Here is a 22,519-nt window from a genome sequence, read left to right on the forward strand (position 1 = left end):
CTATTTATTCCGCCGCGTCACGCGCAGGCGCACCTTCGCCATAAGGTACATTGACACCGCCATAGCGGCGGACACGCAGATTGCATTGCTCGGCGTGTCCGACAAAACCTTCCAGCATACACAAGCGCGACCCGTAGGCGCCAATCGCTGCTGCGGCTTCGTCGGTCAGCACTTTCTGATAGGAGTGTGTTTTCAGGTACTTGCCGACCCAAAGCCCGCCCGTATAACGCCCGGCCTTTTTTGTGGGCAGGGTGTGATTGGTGCCAATCACCTTGTCGCCATTGGCCACATTAGTGCGCGGACCAAGGAAAAGCGCACCGTAGCAGGTCATGTGCTCCAAGAACCAGTCGTCGCGATCGGTCATCACCTGCACGTGCTCGGACGCAACATCATCAGCCACGCCGAGCATCTCTTCGTATGTGTCGCACAGGATGATTTCACCATAGTCGTCCCACGACTTCGAGGCTGTATCTGCCGTCGGCAATATCTTGAGAATACGCGCGATTTCGGCTTGAGTCTCTTCGGCCAGTTTGCGCGAGTTGGTCAGCAGGACGGCGGGGGAGTTGTAGCCATGCTCGGCCTGACCCAAGAGGTCAGTGGCGCACATTTCGGCATCCACTGTTTCGTCGGCGATGACCATGGTTTCTGTCGGTCCCGCGAACAGATCGATACCGACGCGGCCAAACAATTGCCGTTTGGCCTCGGCCACAAAAGCGTTACCTGGTCCCACCAGCATGTGGACAGGATCAATGGTCTCGGTTCCGATGGCCATGGCGCCCACCGCCTGGATGCCGCCCATGACATAAATTTCATGCGCGCCGCCCAGGTGCATTGCCGCGATCACCGCTGGGTTCGGCTTGCCTTGCCACGGTGGAGTGGCAGCCACAATGCGCGGCACGCCTGCCACGCTGGCCGTTGCGACAGACATATGGGCCGAAGCCACCATCGGAAACTTGCCACCGGGCACATAGCAACCCACGGATTGGACGGGGATATTCTTGTGCCCAAGGATCACGCCTGGCATCGTTTCAACTTCGATATCCAGCATCGAGTCGCGCTGCGCCTGGGCAAAATCACGCACCTGTTGTTGGGCAAACTTGATGTCTTCGAGTTCGCGAGGCGTAAGCTCGGCGATGAGGGCGTCAATCTCGGGCTGGGTCAGACGGAAAGACGGCGGTGAGTAGCTGTCGAATTTTTCAGACAGCGCACGCACAGCAGCGTCGCCATTAGCCTCGATATCGGCAAGGGTGCTTTCGACGATGGCGCGGGTTTTGGCGTCGTCTTCGGCGCGCTCTGCATCCGGCTTGCCGCGCTTGAGATATTCGATTGTCATGTCTTCACCTTATGCTTGCGGACGCGGCGGAACCTTGTCGCCCCGATCAAAGGCTTCCCAGCCTTCGCCGTTGAATACATCGACGCCCAGTTGGGCCAGAACGTGCGGGAAGTCGACCATCACGTAGTTGTCCGTAATCCGACCGTCCTCGACCTTCCAAAAGTCCATGTACCTGATTTCGATACGCTTTCCAGACGCGGCCACCCCCATGAAGTCGCCAGCATGTGTGGCCTCCTGCCGACCGAAGGCCGCTGCCCATTCGCCCATGTAAAGCCGCGCTTCATCCACGCAGACCTTGTCCGAGAACGCCGCCTGGAAGGGGCGCTGCCAATTGTCCTGAAACTCTTGCAGGCCGTTTTTCGTGCCGCAACCGGTGTTGCCCATCCAGCGAAAAGACTGGGCAAAGAACTGGCCAATATCGTCGATGCGGTGATCGTTGAGGCCATCCACCATCCCTTCGATTACCGCGCGCGTGGCGTCGGTCTTGGACAAATCTGTGTCACGGGTCAGTACCGCCTGTTCGGGTCGGGATCCTTTCATCGGATACTCCTTTCATATTGAACTTGAAAACGCGTCGAACGATCGACGCAGTTCAATATGAAGTCCCGGGGCAATCGGTTCAGCGCAGGATGCTGCTGCATCCTGCTGGATCGGGTTGCTTTGCTCATCAGCCCTTTACAGCTCCTGCGGTGAGGCCTGACACGATCTGGCGTTGGAACACCATGACCAGGAGAAAGAGCGGGGCCGTGATCGAGACAGCTGCCGCCACCGCCTCGACCTGATCGGTGGTTGTGGTTTCTCGGTTGAAGTAGCCCGCGATGGCTGGAACCATCGTCTGGTTCTGCGCATCCAACAAAAGGGCCGTCACGAGGAAATCGTTGTAGCCAAGAAGGAAGCTGAACAGCCCTGTCGTGATCACGCCTGGCCACATGACTGGCATGATCACACGGCGGAAGGCCTGAAAATGTGAGCAGCCGTCAACGCGAGCGGCCTCGTCAAGCTCGGCCGGAATGTTCTGGAAGAAGCTGCGCAGCATCCAGATCGTAAACGGTTGGTTGATTGCCACCAGCACCGCGATGATCGCCCAGGGCTGACCGTAAAGCGTCGGGCTAAGATCGCCCAGAATGGGCCGCAGAATCTCGGCCGAGTTGATGAACCAGGGCAGGTAGCCTGCCACGAGCACCGAATGCGGCAAGGCGCGGAATACCAGCGCCACGATCAACAGCCAGAACGCGAGATCAGAGCCGGAGCGCGCAAGCCCGTAGCCGGCCAGAGTGCCCACCGTTAGCGAAACCGTCACAACACCTGCCGTGACGATCATCGAATTCATGAAGTTGCGGTAAAACTGGTTTTCGCCCCAAACGGCCACGTAATGCTCGGTCGTGAGGCCGAGGATTGGCGTGCCAAGCGGCCCCGCGATGCTGTTTAGCGCGCCGGAAACATAGGGCAGCACACCAAAGAAAATCAGCACAAAGATCAAGCCGTAAACGGCCGCGCCAACAAGCCAGCCCAGCACGATGAAACCGGAGGGCGAGTATTGCTGCACCAATCCGGGCAGGCGGGTGAACGCCCAGCGGATTGCGAAATAGAGGACAACCAGACCAATCACGATGTCGAGAAGGCTGAGCCCGTTTCCGGCGGCACGCGTTGCAGGCCCGGTGATCACATCCCAGGCACTGGCGGCGAAGGCGTCGCGCGGGGACTTTACGCTCATCACCGCGATCCACACGATGGGGAAGGCCGCGATCAGGCACCAGAAGGCGAGGAAGGTGCCGGATGCAATTTTCAGCGACAGCGGTTGTGCGGTGGCTTTACTCATGTGCGGTTCCCTTTTGGACAGACGGGCATCAGTGTGCCCCCCCTTTGTGGTCGCGCCACGTGCGGCGCAGCGGCAGGATCAGCAGGACCACGATACCCACCATGGTCAGCATGGCGCTGGCAGCGGCTCGGCTGATGGCGCGGTTGCCCGCATCATCCGGCGTGAGGAAATCGAAGGTCAGCCATTGCAACGAGATCACGTGCGCCTGGCTGCGGAAGCCGATGATTTCATCAAAGACACGGTAGCAGTCCATCAGGTGAATCAGCGCGATAAAGATGATCAGCGGCATCAGGTGCGGCACGATCACATAGCGCAGCCGCTCGAACCGGGACGCGCCGTCAATGATGGCGCTTTCCAGCGTGTCCATGTTCACCGTTTGCAGCCCCGCGTAGAAGATCACGAAGGCAAAGGGAGCCACGTGCCAAACCCGGTAGAAATACATTAGCAACTCGATGGTCCACGCTTGGGCAAACATCGCAATGTCCTGCCCGGTCCAGCGTTCGAGTGTAGCGGTGAGAATGCCGTCGCCGACAAAGAGCCAGTAGATCGACAACGACCCGATCACCGGCGTGATAATGAAGGGCAGAAGTGAGACAAAGATAACCGGACCACGCAGGCTTTTGGCCGCGTTATTGACCGCCAATGCGATCATCAGGCCTACGCCGATGACCAGCGGCAGCGTGACCAGCGTGAACATCAGTGTGAACCGCAGGGCCTTCCAAAAGTCGATTTGAAGGATATCTCGCCACTGGCCCGAGCCGATGGCCTCCCAAAACTTGTCCATTTGCAGGACGTTCTGGTAGCTTTGAAAGCCGACCCAGGCGGTGGTGGTCTGGGTCTTGCCGGTCACCTCGTCGATGATGGGCACCGTTTTGACCTCGGTCGTACAGGTCTGGGTCAGGAAGCCAGGCGTGCAGGTTTCCACTTCGATCTGTTGCATAACCGGCTGGGTGATCTGGAACGACTGGATGAACACCGAGATCAGCGGCGCCGCAATAAAGAGCAGCATCATGAAAACCGATGGGCCGACAAATGCGGCAAAGGTCTTGAACTTCATCGTCTGTCCTTCCTGAAACAGGCAGTCCGCTTGGCGCAACCGTACCGGACATACGGCTGGGCAAAGCGGCTGGCCGGGGGCACCCCCGACCAGCCTGAGATGTGATCAGAGCACGCCGGCTTCTTTGGCCGATGTGGTGTAGGCTTCTTCGATCGCTTGCAGTGTCGCGGCCGCATCACGCTCGCCTGTGAGGAAGGCGGGCAACTCGTTGCCGAGTGCTGTGTGCAGCAGACCCATTTGCGTGGTCGAAGGATATGGCGGTGCCGATGGCGAAGCGGTGGCCGTCTCGATGGCGCCCTTGGCCAGGTCGCCCGGCACATAGCCGTTGATCAGCCAAATCGCCGCTTCGTTGTTGGCGGTGACCATGTCCTCGTCCAGGCCTTCCATCGCCAGACGGAAAGCGGCGTCAGCCTCTTCGTCCGTTATGTTGGCCGCGATCACGATACCGTCCCACCACAGGGTGGTTGCCGGTGCGCCGCCTTCAACGGCCACAGGTGCGCCCGCCATTGCGACCTTGCCCACGACCGAGCTTTCGCTTTCGTCGTTCATGGCACCGGCGCGACTGGCCCAGAGGTTCGCCATAGCGATCTTGCCCTGCTGGAATTGCTGCTGGACATAGGTGCTGTCGCTGACCAGGACTTCGGGGTCGGTATAGGCGAGCGTTTTCTGCATCGTGGCCAACGCGTTCATCCCTGCTTCGGAATTTACGGCGGTGGTGTTGTCGGCGTTAAAGAACGTGCCGCCAAAGCCGGGATACATGTTCACGAATTCCTGGGCGAGGTTCCAGCCGGATTTCATTGTGGCCCCAATGGGGTAATCCACTACGCCTGCCTTTGCGATCACGTCAGCCGCAGCAAAGACTTCATCCCAGGAGGTGGGCGTGTCGATGCCCAGATCGGCCAGGATATCGCTACGGTACATGAGGTGTTGGGTGTTGACCATCATGGCGATGGCCATTGTCTTGCCATCGACCTTGATCAGCTGGTTGGGCTGCAGGTTTGCGCCGTATTTCGCGACAAGATCGTCCAGAGGACGAATGGTGCCCGCATTCAGGAGCGGCGTGATGGTGCCGTTGGACACGCCACCGATGTGGTAGAGTGATGGGTTGGCCTCAAAGGCGGCAGGCTGCTTCGTGCGGAATTCCTGATCCAGCTCTGCTTGGAAGTTGCCGCACTCGGCCATGGCGTCTGTTACGGCTTTCCAGGCTTCAAAACCCGCTGTCAGCGACTTCAGCGGTACGGTGTTTTCGTAGCTGCATGCGGCAAATGCCGATGTGCCCAAAAGCGAGACCGCGCCCGCCAGTGCCAGTTTCTTCAAATACATATGCAAACTCCCTGTTGCGTTGTGCGCCAGTGCATCTTGCAAGTCTGCACTGGTCTGGTTGGCCCGGCCGGGTGCCCCCGGCCGGGCAGTTCTTCAGGCGATACGCTCGCCGGAATTGCTGTCAAAGGCGTGGCAAATGCCAACCGGAATGGAGAAGGATACCGTGTCGCCAATCTGGGCGCGGAACTCCTTGTGCGTCTTGACCGACACCAATTGCCCGCCGGCACGTACTGTCAGCATGACCGCGTCGCCCAAAAGCTCGATGGTATAGATCGGGGCCGTGATCTGGCCCTCGCCGTCGGCCAGCGCTGCATCTTCGGCCCGGAACCCCAGGGTCACCTTGCCGTCGCCCGCAGGCAGACCCGAGATCGACACGTTATCACCGGTGAAGGTGCCACCCTTCATCTCGCCGTCCATCAGGTTCATGGCGGGCGAGCCGATAAAGCTGGCGACGAAGGTGTTGGCGGGATGATCATAGATTTCGGTGGGTGTGCCGACTTGTTGCACCTTGCCCTGCTTCATCACCACGACACGGTCGGCCAAGGTCATCGCCTCAATTTGGTCATGGGTCACATAGACGGTTGTCACTTTCAACTCGTGGCTGAGATTCTTGATCTGGGCACGGGTCGACACACGCAACTTGGCATCAAGGTTGGACAGGGGCTCGTCCATAAGGAAAACATTAGGTTCGCGCACAATGGCCCGCGCCAGGGCCACCCGCTGGCGCTGGCCACCTGATAGTTCCGCAGGCTTGCGGTGCAGAAACTCATCCAGCTCAACCATTGCGCTGGCGCGGCGCACCCGCTCATCGTGTTGCGCTTCGGGTACCTTGCGGACTTTCAGAGGGAACCGGATGTTCTCGTACACGTTCATATGCGGGTAAAGACCGTAAGACTGGAACACCATCGCCACATCGCGGTCTTTGGGATCAAGGTCATTGACCCGTTTGCCGTCGATCAGAATGTCGCCTTCTGTCGCGTCCTCAAGACCCGCGATCATGCGCATCGTCGTGGTCTTGCCACACCCTGAGGGGCCAAGCAGAACAAGGAACTCTTCGTTCCCGATGGTCAGGTCAAAGTTGTCGACGCCGACGAATGAGCCCCAACGCTTGTTGATATTGCGCAACTGAATTTCGGCCATCCGGTCCCCCACAGAAATGTGATGTCCTCACGCTAGTCAGCAGGTGCCGGACTTGGCAACTGTTTTTTGCACACGTGTGCAAAAATGCTGAAATCCTCTGATTCGAGGCTCATTTTTGCGTCGAGCTACGGCAATCTCATCCCACAGTCACGGCGAATCAATCCGCTCTCTGAGTGTAAAAATCAGCGCGCGTACAGCTCTGCGGCAGCCTGAGCTATACCTGCGGCAGAGGGCAAAGTGGCCGCATAGGCCCGGCCAGTCGCGATAAAGCTGTCCTGCGCCGTGTAGCGGGCCAGTTTGCGATGGCCTGCTTCAAAGAGTGCGGTCATCACCCCCTCGGCCACCCCACCAGAACGGCGAGTTTCGTCTACAACAAGCACCGCATTGCACCCCCGCACCGCAGCCAACACGGCATCAATCGGCAAGGGCGACAACCAACGTAAATCCACAATCCGCGCACCTGGCACTTCCGCTTGTTCGGCCAGGTAACGCCCGTTGCCAAAGGTCACGATGGCGACATCCGTGCCCGTTCCGTGAACGCCCACCGCACCCAGGTCAATCCGCTGCTCCGGCGCGGGGTACGTGCGCATCCAGGCCCCATCCCCCGGCGTCACATCCCGCATCGGGTAGAGGGCGATTGGCTCCACAAACACGCTCACGCGGTTCTCTTCGCGGGCTAAACGGTGGCATTCGCGCAGCATCATGGCCGCCTCTGCCCCATCGGACGGGCAGGCTACGATCAGACCCGGGATATCGCGCAAAACCGCCAAGGCATTATCGTTATGAAAATGCCCCCCGAAGCCCTTTTGGTAACCCAACCCCGCAATCCGCAGAACCATGGGATTGGTCCATTGCCCGTTAGAGAAAAACGGCAACGTCGCCGCCTCACCGCGCAACTGGTCTTCTGCGTTGTGCAGGTAGGCAAGAAACTGGATTTCGGGCATCGGGATGAAGCCGTTATGGGCCATGCCGATTGCCAGGCCCAGAATGCTTTGTTCATCCAAAAGGGTGTCAATGACCCGCGCCGGGCCAAACCTGGCCTGCAACTTCTGGGTCACGCCATAAACGCCGCCCTTACGCCCCACATCCTCGCCCATGACAACCGTTTCGGGATGAGCCAGCATCAGATCCGTCATCGCCCAGTTGATCAGGCGGGACATCGGCTGGGGCGTGTTCATCTGGGCCATGTCACTGCCAAAGGCGGCCTTGCGCGCCTCGGCGCTGGGGCCGTTGCGCTTAGAATGAACGCGGGGCGGCGGCACGATGGCCGACATGACGGCGGCGGCATCCGGCAAGGGCGCGGCATCAGCCACTCTTGCAGCCTCGGCGCGCACCCGGTCAAGAGTAGCGGTGTAGGTGTCGACGACGTCTTGGGGTGTCAGGTCCATTTGCAAGAGGCCTGCGGCGCTGCGCAAAAGCGGATCATTGGCTTCGTCCGCCTCGACCTCTGCCCGGGGCAGATAGCTGGTGGCGACATCCGCGCCGGCATGGCCATAAAGGCGCACGGTACTTAGGTGAAGCACAGCGGGCTTGCGCTGGGTCCGCACGAAATGCGCCGCCTCGGCTGTTGCACGGTAGGCATCCCACATGTCCAACCCGTCGCCTTGGAAGTAAGCCAAACCGGGACGATGGCGCAGGCTGTTTTCCACCCAACCCGTGGGCGTTTTGGTCGAAATGCCAATCCCGTTGTCTTCGCAGATGAACAAAAGTGGCAAGGGCACACCCTGGACGCTGGTCCAACCGGCGGCATTGATCGCACCTTGGGCAGTGGAGTGGTTCAGGGATGCATCCCCAAAGCTTGCCACCGCAATCCCGTCTTTTGGCACGATCGCGCCCTCGGGCGAATTGCGACGCGCAAGACCCAAACCAAAGGCGGCCCCGACGGCCTTGGGCAGATGGCTCGCGATAGTCGAGGTTTGGGGCGGGATGAACAGGTCACGACTGCCCAGCACCTTGTGGCGCCCGCCACTGGTCGGATCATCGGCGGCACAGGCAAAGCTGAGCAGCATGTCGCGGCACATATCCTGGCCCTTCTGGGCCGCCCGTGCCACCTGAAAGGCCCCATCGCGGTAGTGTAGAAAGGCAATGTCGTCCGGGCGCAGTGCATGGGCCACTGCTGCCATCCCTTCATGTCCGGAGGACCCGATCGTGTAGAATCCCTGCCCCGCCTTTTGCATTTCGCGGCTGACAATATCCAGAGCGCGGGTCAGGCATTGATAGGCAAACAGCGCGCTGGATGCCTCTGGATCAAGCCCATTCGGTATCACGTTAGGCAGATCGCGCGCCGCAACACGGCGCAAAAAGTTATCGTGAACAATCGAAACGCGGTCCATGTAGCCTCTGTCGGAAAAGGGGTATTTAGCGTCCTACGGGGATATCTAGAGCCGAAGGAAGGGCTCTATGCTTCTTTTGGCCAGAAATATCCTCGGGGGGGCCGAAGGCGGGGGCAGACAGCCCCCTCCACCGTTTAAACGAATGCTTGCAAGCCCGTTTGGGCGCGCCCCAGGATCAATGCGTGCACATCGTGCGTCCCCTCATAGGTGTTCACCGTTTCAAGGTTCATCATGTGACGCATGACCTGGAATTCGCCGGATATTCCGTTACCACCATGCATGTCGCGGGCGTTGCGCGCGATATCTAGGGCCTTGCCGCAATTGTTGCGCTTCACGATGGAGATCATTTCGGGTGCGGCTTGGGCCGCATCCATCAGACGTCCCACTTGCAACGAGGCTTGCAGGCCCAGCGCAATCTCAGTTTGCATATCGGCCAGCTTTTTCTGGAAAAGCTGCGTTTGCGCCAAAGGTTTGTCGAACTGCTTGCGGTCCAGCCCGTATTGACGGGCCGCGTGCCAGCAGAACTCGGCCGCGCCCATCGCGCCCCAGCTGATGCCATAGCGTGCGCGGTTCAGGCAGCCGAATGGGCCTTTAAGACCCTGCACATCGGGCAGCAACGCGTCCTCGCTCACGATGACATCCTTCATCACGATCTCACCGGTGATGGAGGCGCGCAGGCTCAGCTTGTTTTCGATCTTGGGCGCGGACAGGCCCGCCATCCCTTTTTCCAAAACAAAGCCGCGGATCTTGCCGCCATGCGCTTCGGATTTCGCCCAAACCACAAACACATCCGCAATCGGCGCGTTGGAAATCCACATCTTGGCGCCGTTCAAGATATAACCGCCATCGACCGTCTTGGCGGTGGTTTTCATCCCCGCAGGATCTGAACCCGCGTCGGGTTCCGTCAGGCCGAAACAGCCGATCCATTCGCCTGACGCAAGTTTCGGAAGATACTTCTGGCGCTGCGCCTCGGAGCCGTAGGCGTAGATCGGATAGATCACGAGGCTTGATTGGACCGACATCATCGACCGATACCCCGAATCGATCCGTTCAACTTCCCGGGCAACGAGGCCGTAAGACACATACGAGCCTCCGAGCCCGCCATAGTCCTCAGGCAAGGTCACACCCAAGAGCCCCATGTCGCCCATTTCACGGAAAATCTCGGGCTCGGACGTCTCATTGGCAAAGGCGTCAATGACGCGGGGCGCAAGCTTTTCAGCGGCATAGGCGGCGGCAGAAGCCTGGATCATCCGCTCGTCTTCGGTCAGCTGATCCGCAAGGCGGAAGGGGTCGGCCCAGTCAAAGCTGCCCAAATCCGGTGCATCCTTCGCCTTCAGGATTTTTGTTTCTGCGTTCATGCCGGCGCCCCTCTCAAGGATAGAAGTTTTGCGCAGTATTGCAGAAAACAGGTCAGAGTTCTAACGATGGCTTGTTCTGCAATGCATGAGAAAAACTCATATGTTTACCCATCGGCGTTTCCTGCCTTCCATATCTGCCCTATTGGCGTTTGAGGCAGTTGCCCGGCTTGGATCGGCCACAACAGCTGCGCAGGAGTTATCGCTGACGCAAAGTGCGATCAGCCGACAGCTCAAGACGTTGGAAGAACAGATTGGTGCCCGCCTTATTGCTCGCGAGGGCCGAGCCCTCGTGCTGACCCCGGCCGGGCGCGATTACGTGGAGCAGGTCCGCGATATCCTGATGCGTCTTGGGTCAGCGTCAGTTGCCGCTGGGGCCAATCCGTTGGGCGGAGCATTGAACCTTGCCATTCTGCCGGCCTTTGGCATGCATTGGCTGGCTCCACGTCTGGCTGATTTCGCCAATCGCCATCCTGAAGTCACGGTGAATCTGTCGACCCGTTTGGCCCCATTCGATTTTCGCGCCGAAGCCTTTGACGCCGCCATTCATTTCGGGCGTAAGGATTGGCCTGGAGCCAGCCACATGCACTTGATGCCCGAGAATGTGGTGGCAGTGGCCGCCCCAGGCAAAGTGCCCCAGGGATCAAGGCCACAGGATCTGGGGGATATGCCACTCTTGCATCTCGACACCCGGCCTAGAGCGTGGGCGCGTTGGTTCGCCGGGCATGGCTGCCCGCCGCCACAGACTGCCGGGATGGTATTTGACCAGTTTTCAACAATGGCACAGGCGGCCATTCACGGATTGGGCGTCGCTCTCTTGCCTGATTTTGTTGCGAGTGCGCATCTGAAAACCGGCGCGCTCGAACAACCCGTGGCGGACGCAGGCCAAAGCATTGGCGATTACTACCTGGTTTGGCCCAGCGAGCGGCCCGATCCGCCTAGCCTTCAGTCTTTCCGAAACTGGTTGTCAGCGCAGTTGTCGCACCCCTGATCGGTTACTCGCCCAAATTCAGCCGCATTTTACACGTAAAAGGCTTGCATGCGAATCTGTCTCAGGGGTGGGGCCGACATCAAAAGGAGTGCTGCCATGAAGCACAAATTCACCGCTTTGGCCGCCGCGGCCACAATGGCCATCGGCACGGTCGCACACGCGGCCGAACACAACATTCTGATTCTGCCCGATGCCTATTTTCCGGCAATCACCTATATGGAGCCGGGCGATACCGTCCGCTTTACCAACGTCTCGGGGTCCAACCAGTCCATCATTGCGAAGAACAATGATTGGGTCATTGGCCCCATCGCACCCGACAGTGAAGTGACCATGGTCATCGAAACTGGCGTGCAAAAGACGTTCTACAACAAAGATCTGACCAACGATGACGGCACCTATTCCGTCGAAGGCAAGATGAGCTTCAGCGCGGCACCGCTGAACTAATCAGCATCTGACCAAGGTTCGATCAATTCCGGGCCCTCGGCCCGATTTGAGTTGACAGTTGTCGCAACCCGGTGCCAGGTCAGCGCATCATCCGGGGCTGCGTGCATCAGGCGCGCGGCCCCTTTGCCTTTTTCGCCCAGCCACAGCCCGATGTCGTCGGGTTCCAGGATCACCGGCATCCGGTGGTGGATTGCAGACATGGGCGCGTTGGCGGCGGTCGTGACAATGGCAGCAGTGCGGATTTGGTCATCGTTGTCGCCCTTGCTGGCCCAGGATTGCCAGATCGCGGCAAAGGCGAGCGGTGCCCCATCGCTGCGGGTGATGTACCAAGGCAGCCGCGTATCCCCGTCCCGCGTCCATTCGTAAAACCCCGACGCGACCATGACAGCCCGCCGTTCACGGCAGGCTGCTCGAAAGGCCGGTTTTTCCGCAATGGTTTCGGCCCGCGCGTTGATCAATAGCGGGCCGTCATTGGCCTTTTTGTACCAATGCGGGATAAATCCCCAACGCATTGGACCCAACCGTCGGCCATCGCCCTCATTCCGCAGCACGTGCACCGAGGTGGTCGGGCAGACGTTGTAATTGGGCACATCCGGCAAATCATTGGCAGGCGTCGCCACAAAGAGTTGCGCCATCGCGTCAGCGGGCAGAGTTACGGCAAAGCGTCCACACATCTGTTCAGATTAGTTGATCACGACCGATGCGCCAAAGGAAAAGCCCCACATGCAGCAAAGCATATGGGGCTGATACAGGACCCGTAGGGCGTACCTATCGGTACGCCATCCGTGGACTTATTTTGCAGTGATACGGCCATCTGTATAGGGCGTGAACGGCCCTTGAGCGGCAAGGTATTCGGCCGTCACATCCGCAAGATCAGGGCCAAAGTCATAGGCGTTCATCGCATCGACAAACATCCCGTACCCATCCCCGCCATTGCGGACGTAGTTGTTGCTGACCACGCCATAGACCTTGTCCATCTCGATGGGCGCACCGCCCACCATGACGTCGCTGACCCGCTCGCCCGCAGGTTTGGATACGTCAAAGGCATAGCTCATCCCCGCCACTTGCGGGAAACGACCTGCGCCGTCCTCGATCTGACCCACGCCGTTTTCCAGCGCTTCGATGACCGTGGCACCCGTGACCTGGAATGTGGACAACGTATTCTGGAAGGGCAGCACCGTCAGCACTTCGCCCATCGTGATAGGGCCTGCATCAATCGACGCCCGGATACCCCCGCCGTTCTGGATCGCGATCTCGATCCCCTGATCCGCGACGCGGTCCAGCATCGCATCCGCAATCAGCGACCCCATGGAGCATTCCATGGCCCGGCATACGGACCGGTCGCCACCGATCACGTCTGCGGCCTCGGCCACAACGCGGGTTTTCATCTCTTCGATCGGCGCGCCCATTTCGGCGATCCGCGCGAGGAAGGCCTCGTTCGGCGCCACAGAGGCATCCAGCACAATCGGATCACCCGAGGCTGCCGTCACATTGCCCGCATCGTCAAAGGTCACCGTCAGGTGGCCCAGATACTTGGTGTAGGCATAGGCCTGCGCCACCGGCGTATCCCCAACCATCGTGGGATAGGCAGGTGTTTCACCGTCATCGTTGGACATCAGCGTGTGGCTGTGCCCGCCGATCACCACGTCAATGCCCGGTACAGCCTCGGCAATGGCAAGGTCTTTGTTCAGGCCCACGTGGTTCAGCGCAATGATGATGTCGACGCCTTCGCCTTCAAGCGTTGCAACATCAGCGGCCAGCGCCTCAATCTCGTCCTGGAACACAACGTTCGGACCGGGGCTTGAGGTCTCAACCGTGTCCGTCGCCAGGGCAGAAATCACGCCGATCTTTTTGCCACCGACCTCAAGCACCACGTGGTTCTGCACACGGTCTTTCAGCAACGCCTCGCCGCTCAGGTCCAGGTTGCCGGAGATCACGGGGAAGGTCACCGCGTCGATGAAATCGGCCAGTTTGGGTGGGCCATCGTCGAACTCATGGTTGCCCACGGCCATTGCGTCATAGCCCATCTGTTCCATGAACTCGGCTTCGGCGGCCCCTTTGTAGGTCGTATAGAACAGCGACCCCTGGAACGGGTCACCCGCATCCAGAACCACAACGTTCTGATTGCCCAGGCTCGCCTTTTTCTCGTCGATGGCGGTTTTCACCCGCGCCACACCGCCAAAGCATTTGCCTTCGGCTTCGCCCTCGGCGTTACAGGTCGAATCAAAACGGTTGATCGATTCAATCCGGCTGTGCATGTCGTTGGTGTGTAGAATGTGCAGCGTATAGTCAGCCATGGCCGTGCCAGCACTCAGTGCAAGCGTCGCGGCGCCCATCATCAGTCGGGTCATTTCAGGTCTCCCTTATTGGTTATGGCGGCATCGTGCCCGCAAGTTCGCACCAGAGTCAAAGCCCCGTGATAAAAGGTGACGCAACGACTGCGCAAAACCGGGTGGCCAACCGCGGACTTGACCAATTTGCAGGCGGCAGGCATCACGACCCCATGTTGATTTTCAAGATTTTCCGAGGCCCCGAATGGGCCGCCTTGCGCAAGGATGGGACAACCACCGGCGCACCGATTGATGTGGCCGACGGCTATGTCCATTTCTCCACCGCCGCCCAGGCATCCGAGACCGCCGCCAAGCATTTTGCGGGCCAGGACGATCTGTTTCTGGTCGCGGTGGAGGCGGATGATTTGGGTGATGACCTCAAATGGGAAGTGTCGCGCGGCGATGCCCTGTTTCCGCATCTCTACCGCGAGATGCGGATTGGCGACGTTCATTGGGCTCAACCCTTGCCCTTGCAGAACGGCGTTCATCAGTTCCCGACAGGGGCGGGCTTCGAATGACGCATGTCGATCCGACCCGCGCCCAGTTCGACGCTTTCAAGGGCCTCGACCGGGATCACCCCGTCGAAATGCTGAATCTCGTCCGATTTCGCGATTTGGCGAACTATCCCGGTGATCATGTGCTGGCACGCGACGGACTGACCGGGGCGGAAGCATATGGGCATTACGGCAAGCACAGCGGGCCGGTACTGCAAAAGGTTGGTGGCGAAATCATTTGGCGCGGCGGGTTTGAGGCGATGTTGATAGGCCCCGACGATGAGGCGTGGGATGCGCTCTTCATCGCCCGTTACCCAACCGCGCATGCTTTCCTAGCCATGGTTTCGGACCCAGAATATCAGGCGGCGGTCGTGCACCGCCAGGCGGCGGTTGCCACATCGCGCTTGATCCGCTGCACACCGGCGGCGGGCGGGTCGGTTTTCGGATGAAGGCAACGCTTGAACAGATTGGCCTGAAGGCGCTGCGCCGGATTGATCCCGAGACGGCGCATGGGCTGGCCCTCACCGCGCTGCGCACGCCCTTTGTCGCCCTGCCCGGGCCGGTGACGTCGCCCCGGTTGCGAACCACAGTCGCAGGTCTCGACCTGCCCAACCCCGTGGGCCTCGCCGCAGGTTTCGACAAGAACGCAACTGCCATCGCGCCGCTCAGCCGTGCAGGCTTTGGCTGGATTGAGGTCGGCGCGGCCACGCCGCTTGCCCAGCCTGGCAACCCCAAACCGCGACTATTTCGGCTGACCGAAGACGCGGCGGCCATCAACCGTTTCGGTTTTAACAATGACGGGATGGACGCGATTTGTGCCCGCCTTGCCCGCCGACCCGCAGGCGTTCCTGTGGGTCTGAACCTTGGCGCCAACAAGGACAGCAGCAGCAAGGCCGACGATTTCGCCCGCGTGCTGGAACATTGCCGCGATCATATCGACTTTGCGACCGTCAATGTCTCAAGCCCAAATACTGAAAAGCTGCGCGACCTGCAGGGGCCAATGGCCCTCGCCGCCTTGCTGGACGGGGTGATGCAGGTGCGGGGGCAAGTGCCCGTGTTCCTCAAAATCGCACCGGACCTGACAGATCAGGACCTCGCCGACATCGCCAAAGTTGCGCAAGACGCGCGGGTCAGCGCAATCATTACGACCAACACAACGCTGGATCGTGATGGTCTCAATAGCCCGCTAGCGCGGGAAAAGGGGGGGCTCTCCGGCGCGCCGCTATTCGAGAAGTCAACACGGGTCCTGGCCAAGATGTACCGGCTGACTGACATCCCTCTAATCGGCGTGGGCGGCATCAGCAGCGCCCGCGACGCCTACGCAAAAATTCAGGCCGGTGCTTCGGCGGTGCAGCTTTATACCGGGCTTGTCTATGGCGGCCTTAGCCTTGCCGCGCGTATCGCCGAAGGGTTGGACGTCCTGCTTCAACAAGACGGTTACAGTTCAGTCGAAGACGCCGTCGGCACGAAATCAAAAGACTGGCTCTAGCCCTTCATTGTTCCAAAGACACTGCCGGGGGTGAGCCGCGTCTTGGAAACACTCATCGGAGTGTTTCAGTGGCGAACGGGCTCTGCTCCGGTTCATCCACCGGCCCCACGCTCCAAAGCCGGATAGCGCACCCCCAACGTCACGCCCCGCGCAATGAACGAGATGAGCAAAGCGGCCCAGAGCCCGTGGTTCCCCATCACAGGCAGCAGCACAAAGATCGCTGCCCAATAGATCACAAAGCTGATCGCCATCATGTTGCGCATATCGCGACCCCGCGCAGCGCCGATGAATATCCCGTCCAACATCCACGCTGCACAGCCCACCAGCGGGGCCGCCACCATCCACCACAAATAGGTTCGCGCTGCGGCCTGCACATCGATATCTTTAGCCATTAAGTCGATGATCCAGGGCCCGGCCAACGCAAAGACCAGCGCCGTGGCGACGCAGATCACCATACCCCACATCCCCGTCATCAACGCGCTTTTGCGCACCCGGGCCGGATCGCCGCGCCCATACGCCCGCGCAATCAGCGTTTCGGCGGCAAAGGCGAACCCGTCCATTGCATAAGCGGTGATATACATGAACTGGATCAGCACCTCGTTGGCTGCCAGCGTCACATCGCCAAAACGCGCTCCGATAAAGACAAAGCTGGAAAAGATGATCATTAGCATGGCCGACCGCAGCAGAATGTCGGTATTCAGCAGCGCCATCTTGATCAGCTTGGCCCGGTCAAAAACCTGCGCCCACACCCGCCAGGCAGGCCGGGCAAAGGCATCGCGGCAAAGCCACAGCGCAAGGGCTGCGCCCGACAACTCGGCGATCACCGTGGCAATCGCCACGCCCGGCACGCCCCATCCAAATCCCAAAACAAAAACGAAATCGAGGATGATGTTCATCCCGTTCATCACCAGCTGGATCCAGAACACGCCTCCCGTCCGCTCCATCGCGATCAACCACCCGGTGAGCGCATAGATCGAGATGGCGGCGGGCGCCGTCCAGATGCGGATCGACAGATATTCCCGGGCCAGGTCCTCGACCTCGGTACTGGCCGGGGCCATTTGGAAGGCCGCCCAAAAGACTGGCCATTGCAGTAGGATCAACCCAATCCCACCCGCAAGCGCCACCATAAGCGCCCGAGTCAACCAGGCCGAAACCTCGTCATCGTCGCCAGCCCCTGCGGCCTGTCCAACTAGGCCCACGGTCCCCATGCGCAGAAAACCAAAGATCCAAAAGACCGTCGTCAGGATGATTGCGCCAATGCCAACAGCGCCAATAGGGGCCGCCTCGCCCATCTGCCCCACCACGCCCACATCGACTGCGCCCAAGATCGGCACTGTCGCGTTTGAGAGCACAATGGGTAGCGCGATCCTGAGGACCCGTCGGTGCGTCAGTGGCGCAAGGGATGTTCCGGGGGTGGTAACGCTCATCCTAACGGCGCTGCGGCATCACAAAATGCCCCGTCGCCTGCGCAAAGAGCTTGTCGCGATTGTCTTGCCAACCTTCCACATGAACAGAGGCATAGCGCCGACCGGCCCGGATCACCCGCGCCCGCGCATAGGCGTCACGTGGCAGGCCGGAACGCAAGTAATCGACTGAAAAATCCACCGTCTTGGGTAGGCGCGGCAAACGCGTGCCTTGAGACGGATCAAAATCGAGGCTGCCGCTTTCGATGTCTTCCCACAAGTAGGACCAGCTCAGGGTGATTACCGCCGTGACCTCCAAGAAGGCGGCCGTAACGCCACCGTGCAAGGCAGGCAGTAGCGGGTTGCCGATCAACTTCTTGTCAAAAGGCAGCACGCCCGTCAGCTCATCACCACGCCGATCAAAACTCATCCCGAGATACTGGATATAGGGCACGCCCCCCACCAGAGCGCGCAGTGCATCGTCACGGCGCTGTTTTACGATCTGTACCGGTTCGGGACGTTTCATCGCTTGCCCTCGACGGTGAAAGCACCTGTCGCGGTGGCCACCGGATTGTCGGTATCGTCATCCGTTGCCGTGGCCCGCACAAACGCGACGGATCGTGTCACGTGGTAGCAAACGGCACGCGTTGTAATCGGCTGGCCGGGCGTGGCTGCACGCATGTAATCAATGCGCAAATCGATCGTCGCCGTACCCCCGCCATTTTCCGGATGGCACATCACAGCCGCCCCGCAGCAGGTATCCATCAGGGCCGACACTGCCCCACCACTGATCACGCCCGTCTCGGGATCGCCAATCAGGCGTTCATCATACGGCATGGTAATAACCGCCTCGCCCGCGTCCATTTTGGCCAGCGTCATCGACAGGTCCTGCGCATGTGGGATCGCCTCGATGAATTGGCGGGCGAGCTTGAGTTTGTCAGGCATGGGGCAGCGACTTCCTTGACGCGGATACAGCGAAGTTATGAGCGCCACGGCCGGTCGGAGCAAGCATCTGTTGCTCTTGGCGCGCCTCGCGCTTAGGATTCGCGTAGGGAGAGAGAATGCATGGCTGACGACCGTCTAAGCTTTAAGGAGATGTGCGCGCAGTTCGACGTGACGCCGCGCACCCTTCGCTATTACGAATATATCGAGCTGCTGCAGCCCGAGCGCGAGGGCCGATCCCGGTTCTACAGTCCCCGCGACCGCGCACGGATGAAACTGATCCTGCGGGGCCGCAAATTCGGCTTTCAGCTAGAGGACATCCGCCAGTGGCTGTTGATCTACGAGCATGAGGGCACAGAGGCACAGATGCGTGCGTGGATCGAATTGGCCAATGGGCAACTGGGCGAATTGGCCGAACAGCGCAGGCAACTCGACGAGGCTATCGACGAATTACAAGACCTGCGCGACAGCGTCGCAAAAGAGATCGGCACAACCTGAATTATTGAGCAGAGGCGAAGGACATGCAGCATCAAACCGTGATTGCAACCATCGCCAATGCTCTGCAGGACACGCCCGGCATCAGGGCCCTGTTTCTGAGCGGGAGCCACGCATCAGGCCATGCAGATGATTACAGTGATGTCGATTTTGTGTTGGTAGCTGACGATGGGGCCAGCGACGCGGTGGCGGCTCTCTGGCGCGATGCGGTGGCGCAGACCGGCGAGATCGTGTTGTGGTGGGACAGGTTGACCAGGCCCGCATTGATCAATGCAATCACGGCGGATTGGACGCGCACCGATGTCATAGTCCTGAAACCGGACCAGATGGGCCATCACAACCAAGCAGGTTTGAAACCTGTTTTTGACCCTGACGATCTGCACTCTGGTTTGGCGCAAGCGGCCCCGCCGCGGGGCACCAGCCCAGCCCGCCTGAAATACCAGTTCGAAGAGTTCATTCGCATCATCGGCCTGCTGCATCTGGCTGAGGGGCGCGCCGAGTTTATCAACGGTGTGCTGGGTGTATTCCATCTGCGCAACCTACTGGTCGAATTGATGATCGAGGAAACCGGCGCGCCCGATCGTGGCGGTCAATTGAACCTGAACCGATTGATTACCGACGAACAAAAGGCGGTTCTGACCGCCCTGCCCCCGGCGATACCCGAACGGGACGCGATGATTGATGCCCACCTGGCCTATGCTAAGGCGTACCTCCCCCGGGCGCGCAAGTTGGCTGCGGCGCGCGGCATTGATTGGCCCGAACGCTTTGAAGAGGTGACTTGGGCGCAGCTGAACCGGACGCTTTCGGTCACCCGGCCTTACGACCTGCAATAGCGACTGCGGGCACGCGCGACGGTGGTTTATCGCCGATGCCCGTGGTTGACGTGCTTGAACATCACGTCAACATATCAAGTGACGCAACGTACAACTTACGTCAACGTTAGGTGCCTGTTGCATCGAATCCCGCGATTGCCCATGTCACCATCGTAACAGCCAGACGAGTGATCCCATGAGTGATAAAACACTGACGATCCGCCAAATGTGCGAAGCCTTCAATGTAACCCCGCGCACCTTGCGGTTTTACGAGGCCAAGGAATTGCTTTTCCCCGTGCGGGAAGGCCAGAAACGCCTGTTCACCAAACGCGACCGCGCGCGTCTCAAACTGATCCTGCGCGGCAAGCGCTTTGGTTTCAGCCTTGAAGAGATCCGCCAGCTTTTGGACCTGTATCATATGGGGGACCAGCAACAGACTCAGCTGGCCCGCACCTACGAGATCGCGCGCGACCGCCTGGCTGACATGGAGCTTCAGCGTGACGAACTGAACGAGGCCATCGACGACCTCAAGAACCAGCTCAAGTGGGGTGAAAAGATGATCGCCTCGATGAATGTGACCAAGAACGCGGCCGAATAACACGGCGCACCGAACTCGTGCGATCGACGCCGCGCCAGGCGCTGATCCACAGCCCCCAAAAGGCCGCGTACGCGGCCCCACCAGTTGACGACCTAGGGAGAGAGACCATGCCCAGCTACACGCCCCCCACCAAAGACATGCAATTCATCCTGCACGATGTGCTGAACATCACCGGCAGCGATATTCCAGGCTACGACGAACTTGAGGCCGATTTCACCTCTGCCATCCTGGAGGAAGCGGGCAAGCTGACCTCCGAAGTGCTCGCCCCTCTGAACGTGGTTGGCGACAAGGAAGGCTGCCGGTTGGAAAACGGCGTTGTCTGTACACCTACCGGGTTCAAGGACGCGTTCGAGCAGGTCAAGGAAGGCGGTTGGCCCGGTCTGGACATGCCCGAGGAGTTTGGTGGCCAGAACATGCCCTATGTCATCGGCACTGCCGTAGGCGAGATGTTCAGCTCGGCCAACATGGCCTTCACCATGTATCAGGGACTAACCCACGGTGCGGCTTCAGCCATCCTGGCGCACGGTTCGCAGCAGCAAAAAGAGACCTATCTGCCCAAGATGGTGTCCTGCGAATGGACCGGCACCATGAACCTGACGGAGCCTCATTGCGGCACTGATCTGGGCCTGATGCGCACCAAGGCGGAACCACAGGAAGATGGTACTTTCAAAATCTCCGGCCAAAAGATCTTTATCTCTGCCGGTGAGCACGACATGTCCGACAACATCATCCATCTTGTGCTGGCCAAGATCGTTGGCGGGCCTGAGGGGATCAAGGGTGTGTCGCTCTTCATCGTGCCCAAATTCTTGGTGAACGAAGACGGTTCACTGGGTGCCCGCAACGGCGTGGCCGTTGGCAACATCGAAGAGAAGATGGGCATCCACGGCAACTCTACCTGTGTGATGAACTATGACGGGGCCGTGGGCTACCTGATTGGCGAAGAACACAAGGGTATGCGCGCCATGTTTACAATGATGAACGAGGCCCGCATCGGCGTCGGCATGCAGGGTCTGTCCCAGGCCGAGGTCGCCTACCAGAACGCGCTGGACTATGCCAAGGACCGCCTTCAAGGACGCGACGTGACCGGCACCAAGAACCCCGATGGGCCTGCCGATCCGCTGATCGTGCACCCCGATATCCGTCGCTCGCTGATGGACCAGAAATCCTTTGCCGAGGGCGCGCGCGCTTTCATCCTGTGGAGTGCGACGATGATCGATGCCGCGCATCGAGGCAAAGACGAGACAGCCGATGGCATCGTGTCGTTGCTCACACCCATCATCAAAGGGTTCCTGACCGATCAAGGCTATGACATGACGATCAAGGCCCAGCAGGTCTATGGCGGTCATGGCTACATCGAGGAATGGGGCATGTCGCAATACACCCGCGACGCCCGTATCGCGATGATCTATGAAGGCGCAAATGGCGTGCAGGCGCTGGACCTTGTGGGGCGCAAGCTGGCGCAGGACGGCGGCAAGCACGTGATGGCGTTCTTTGAAATGGTCAAAACCTTCATCAAAGAGAACGCAGGTCAGGACGAAGCCTATGACAAAGAGTTTCTTGAGCCGCTCAAAGCCGCGTCCAAGGATCTGCAAGCGGCCGGCATGTACTTCATGCAACAGGGGATGAAGAACCCCAACAATGCGCTGTCAGGCTCTTATGACTTTATGCACATGTTTGGCCATGTTTGCCTGGGGCTGATGTGGGCGCGGATGGGTAAAGCATCGCGGGCGGCACTGGCGAACGGCACCTCGGACCCCGAGTTCCACGAGACCAAGCTGGCCACGGGGCGCTACTACATGGCGCGCCAACTGCCCGCTACGGCGTTGCACCTGACCCGCATCCAGACCGGCGGCGACACCGTGATGGCGCTGGAGGCGGCAAACTTCTAACGTGGTGTGGCGGGGTGAACCCCGCCCTGCCGCAATCCGGAGAGACATGTGCCCAAACGTTTTCGCCTCACCCGCCGCTTTCCCGTCGCCATGACCGAAGACGGCTATCGCCGCCTCAAACGGTTCGCAAGCGATGCGGGACTGGACGAAGGCGAGGCACTGTCCTTCCTTTTTGAGAATTTCGATAGCGTCATGAATGACGAAAACCTGACGGCGCGCCTGCGTCTGTTCAATGCCGAGTTGGAGGCGCGCAAACGCTAAGCGCACCGTTC

The 22,519-nt window shown here is 59.8% G+C and carries 23 protein-coding genes; 10 read left to right on the forward strand and 13 right to left on the reverse strand.

The window, feature by feature from the left end; translation table 11 throughout:
• Positions 1-4: 4 nt before the first annotated feature.
• The 8 genes from hisD to Q1A44_RS07990 all read right to left on the reverse strand — a co-directional run bounded on the left by hisD (position 5) and on the right by Q1A44_RS07990 (position 10,363).
• Positions 5-1,333 (reverse strand): histidinol dehydrogenase, encoded by a 1,329-nt coding sequence (gene hisD, locus Q1A44_RS07955; protein ID WP_299622448.1) that lies wholly within the window; start codon positions 1,331-1,333, stop codon positions 5-7.
• 9 nt (positions 1,334-1,342) lie between these two features.
• Positions 1,343-1,873: an ester cyclase gene (locus Q1A44_RS07960; RefSeq protein ID WP_299622451.1), complete on the reverse strand. Its 531-nt coding sequence runs from the start codon at positions 1,871-1,873 to the stop codon at positions 1,343-1,345.
• A 127-nt stretch (positions 1,874-2,000) separates the two neighbouring features.
• Entirely contained in the window at positions 2,001-3,152 is a 1,152-nt protein-coding gene (locus Q1A44_RS07965; RefSeq protein ID WP_299622454.1) for a carbohydrate ABC transporter permease, read from the reverse strand.
• A 28-nt stretch (positions 3,153-3,180) separates the two neighbouring features.
• Entirely contained in the window at positions 3,181-4,209 is a 1,029-nt protein-coding gene (locus Q1A44_RS07970) for a carbohydrate ABC transporter permease (RefSeq protein ID WP_299622457.1), read from the reverse strand.
• Between the two features lie 105 nt (positions 4,210-4,314).
• Positions 4,315-5,532, reverse strand: a complete 1,218-nt coding sequence (locus Q1A44_RS07975) for an extracellular solute-binding protein (protein ID WP_299622460.1) — start codon at positions 5,530-5,532, stop codon at positions 4,315-4,317.
• 93 nt (positions 5,533-5,625) lie between these two features.
• Positions 5,626-6,672, reverse strand: coding sequence for an ABC transporter ATP-binding protein (locus tag Q1A44_RS07980; protein ID WP_299622463.1), 1,047 nt, complete (start codon positions 6,670-6,672; stop codon positions 5,626-5,628).
• 182 nt (positions 6,673-6,854) lie between these two features.
• Entirely contained in the window at positions 6,855-9,005 is a 2,151-nt protein-coding gene (locus tag Q1A44_RS07985) for a thiamine pyrophosphate-dependent enzyme (RefSeq protein WP_299622466.1), read from the reverse strand.
• A gap of 134 nt (positions 9,006-9,139) precedes the next feature.
• Entirely contained in the window at positions 9,140-10,363 is a 1,224-nt protein-coding gene (locus Q1A44_RS07990; RefSeq protein ID WP_299622469.1) for an acyl-CoA dehydrogenase, read from the reverse strand.
• 100 nt (positions 10,364-10,463) lie between these two features.
• Between Q1A44_RS07990 and Q1A44_RS07995 the strand changes: the two genes are divergently transcribed.
• Positions 10,464-11,351: a LysR substrate-binding domain-containing protein gene (locus Q1A44_RS07995; RefSeq protein WP_299622472.1), complete on the forward strand. Its 888-nt coding sequence runs from the start codon at positions 10,464-10,466 to the stop codon at positions 11,349-11,351.
• A 96-nt stretch (positions 11,352-11,447) separates the two neighbouring features.
• The gene (locus tag Q1A44_RS08000; protein ID WP_299622475.1) at positions 11,448-11,795 is read left to right on the forward strand and encodes a hypothetical protein; all 348 of its coding nucleotides are present in this window, start codon (positions 11,448-11,450) and stop codon (positions 11,793-11,795) included.
• Here Q1A44_RS08000 and Q1A44_RS08005 read toward each other — a convergent pair.
• On the reverse strand, positions 11,792-12,469 hold the full coding sequence (locus Q1A44_RS08005; protein ID WP_299622478.1) for an SOS response-associated peptidase: 678 nt from the start codon (positions 12,467-12,469) through the stop codon (positions 11,792-11,794). The two genes, Q1A44_RS08000 and Q1A44_RS08005, sit on opposite strands and share 4 nt — an antisense overlap.
• 117 nt (positions 12,470-12,586) lie before the next feature.
• On the reverse strand, positions 12,587-14,146 hold the full coding sequence (locus tag Q1A44_RS08010; RefSeq protein WP_299622481.1) for a 5'-nucleotidase C-terminal domain-containing protein: 1,560 nt from the start codon (positions 14,144-14,146) through the stop codon (positions 12,587-12,589).
• A gap of 152 nt (positions 14,147-14,298) precedes the next feature.
• Here Q1A44_RS08010 and Q1A44_RS08015 point away from each other — a divergent pair, with 152 nt between their 5' ends.
• The 3 genes from Q1A44_RS08015 to Q1A44_RS08025 are packed head-to-tail and all read left to right on the forward strand — an operon-like array spanning position 14,299 to position 16,108.
• Entirely contained in the window at positions 14,299-14,643 is a 345-nt protein-coding gene (locus Q1A44_RS08015) for a DUF952 domain-containing protein (protein WP_299622484.1), read from the forward strand.
• Positions 14,640-15,068 carry a DUF1330 domain-containing protein gene (locus Q1A44_RS08020; RefSeq protein ID WP_299622487.1) on the forward strand — a complete coding sequence of 143 codons (429 nt, stop codon included), beginning with the start codon at positions 14,640-14,642 and terminating at the stop codon, positions 15,066-15,068. Before Q1A44_RS08015 ends, Q1A44_RS08020 begins: the two co-directional genes overlap by 4 nt.
• Positions 15,065-16,108, forward strand: a complete 1,044-nt coding sequence (locus Q1A44_RS08025) for a quinone-dependent dihydroorotate dehydrogenase (RefSeq protein ID WP_299622490.1) — start codon at positions 15,065-15,067, stop codon at positions 16,106-16,108. Before Q1A44_RS08020 ends, Q1A44_RS08025 begins: the two co-directional genes overlap by 4 nt.
• A gap of 92 nt (positions 16,109-16,200) precedes the next feature.
• On the opposite strand, the gene Q1A44_RS08030 is transcribed toward Q1A44_RS08025, so the two are convergent.
• The 3 genes from Q1A44_RS08030 to Q1A44_RS08040 are packed head-to-tail and all read right to left on the reverse strand — an operon-like array spanning position 16,201 to position 18,456.
• The gene (locus tag Q1A44_RS08030) at positions 16,201-17,535 is read right to left on the reverse strand and encodes an MATE family efflux transporter (protein WP_299622493.1); all 1,335 of its coding nucleotides are present in this window, start codon (positions 17,533-17,535) and stop codon (positions 16,201-16,203) included.
• A 1-nt stretch (position 17,536) separates the two neighbouring features.
• The gene (locus Q1A44_RS08035) at positions 17,537-18,037 is read right to left on the reverse strand and encodes a PaaI family thioesterase (RefSeq protein WP_299622496.1); all 501 of its coding nucleotides are present in this window, start codon (positions 18,035-18,037) and stop codon (positions 17,537-17,539) included.
• Positions 18,034-18,456 (reverse strand): PaaI family thioesterase, encoded by a 423-nt coding sequence (locus tag Q1A44_RS08040; RefSeq protein ID WP_299622499.1) that lies wholly within the window; start codon positions 18,454-18,456, stop codon positions 18,034-18,036. The genes Q1A44_RS08035 and Q1A44_RS08040 overlap by 4 nt, the downstream gene beginning before the upstream one ends.
• 120 nt (positions 18,457-18,576) lie before the next feature.
• Here Q1A44_RS08040 and Q1A44_RS08045 point away from each other — a divergent pair, with 120 nt between their 5' ends.
• The 5 genes from Q1A44_RS08045 to Q1A44_RS08065 all read left to right on the forward strand — a co-directional run bounded on the left by Q1A44_RS08045 (position 18,577) and on the right by Q1A44_RS08065 (position 22,508).
• On the forward strand, positions 18,577-18,951 hold the full coding sequence (locus tag Q1A44_RS08045) for a MerR family DNA-binding transcriptional regulator (protein WP_299622502.1): 375 nt from the start codon (positions 18,577-18,579) through the stop codon (positions 18,949-18,951).
• A 23-nt stretch (positions 18,952-18,974) separates the two neighbouring features.
• Entirely contained in the window at positions 18,975-19,781 is an 807-nt protein-coding gene (locus Q1A44_RS08050; RefSeq protein WP_299622505.1) for a nucleotidyltransferase domain-containing protein, read from the forward strand.
• Between the two features lie 175 nt (positions 19,782-19,956).
• The gene (locus Q1A44_RS08055; protein WP_299622508.1) at positions 19,957-20,358 is read left to right on the forward strand and encodes a MerR family DNA-binding transcriptional regulator; all 402 of its coding nucleotides are present in this window, start codon (positions 19,957-19,959) and stop codon (positions 20,356-20,358) included.
• Between the two features lie 107 nt (positions 20,359-20,465).
• Positions 20,466-22,247, forward strand: coding sequence for an acyl-CoA dehydrogenase C-terminal domain-containing protein (locus Q1A44_RS08060; RefSeq protein WP_299622512.1), 1,782 nt, complete (start codon positions 20,466-20,468; stop codon positions 22,245-22,247).
• A gap of 48 nt (positions 22,248-22,295) precedes the next feature.
• Positions 22,296-22,508: a hypothetical protein gene (locus Q1A44_RS08065; protein WP_299622515.1), complete on the forward strand. Its 213-nt coding sequence runs from the start codon at positions 22,296-22,298 to the stop codon at positions 22,506-22,508.
• Positions 22,509-22,519: the final 11 nt, after the last annotated feature.

The organism is uncultured Tateyamaria sp. (genome assembly GCF_947503705.1).
Lineage (GTDB): Bacteria > Pseudomonadota > Alphaproteobacteria > Rhodobacterales > Rhodobacteraceae > Tateyamaria.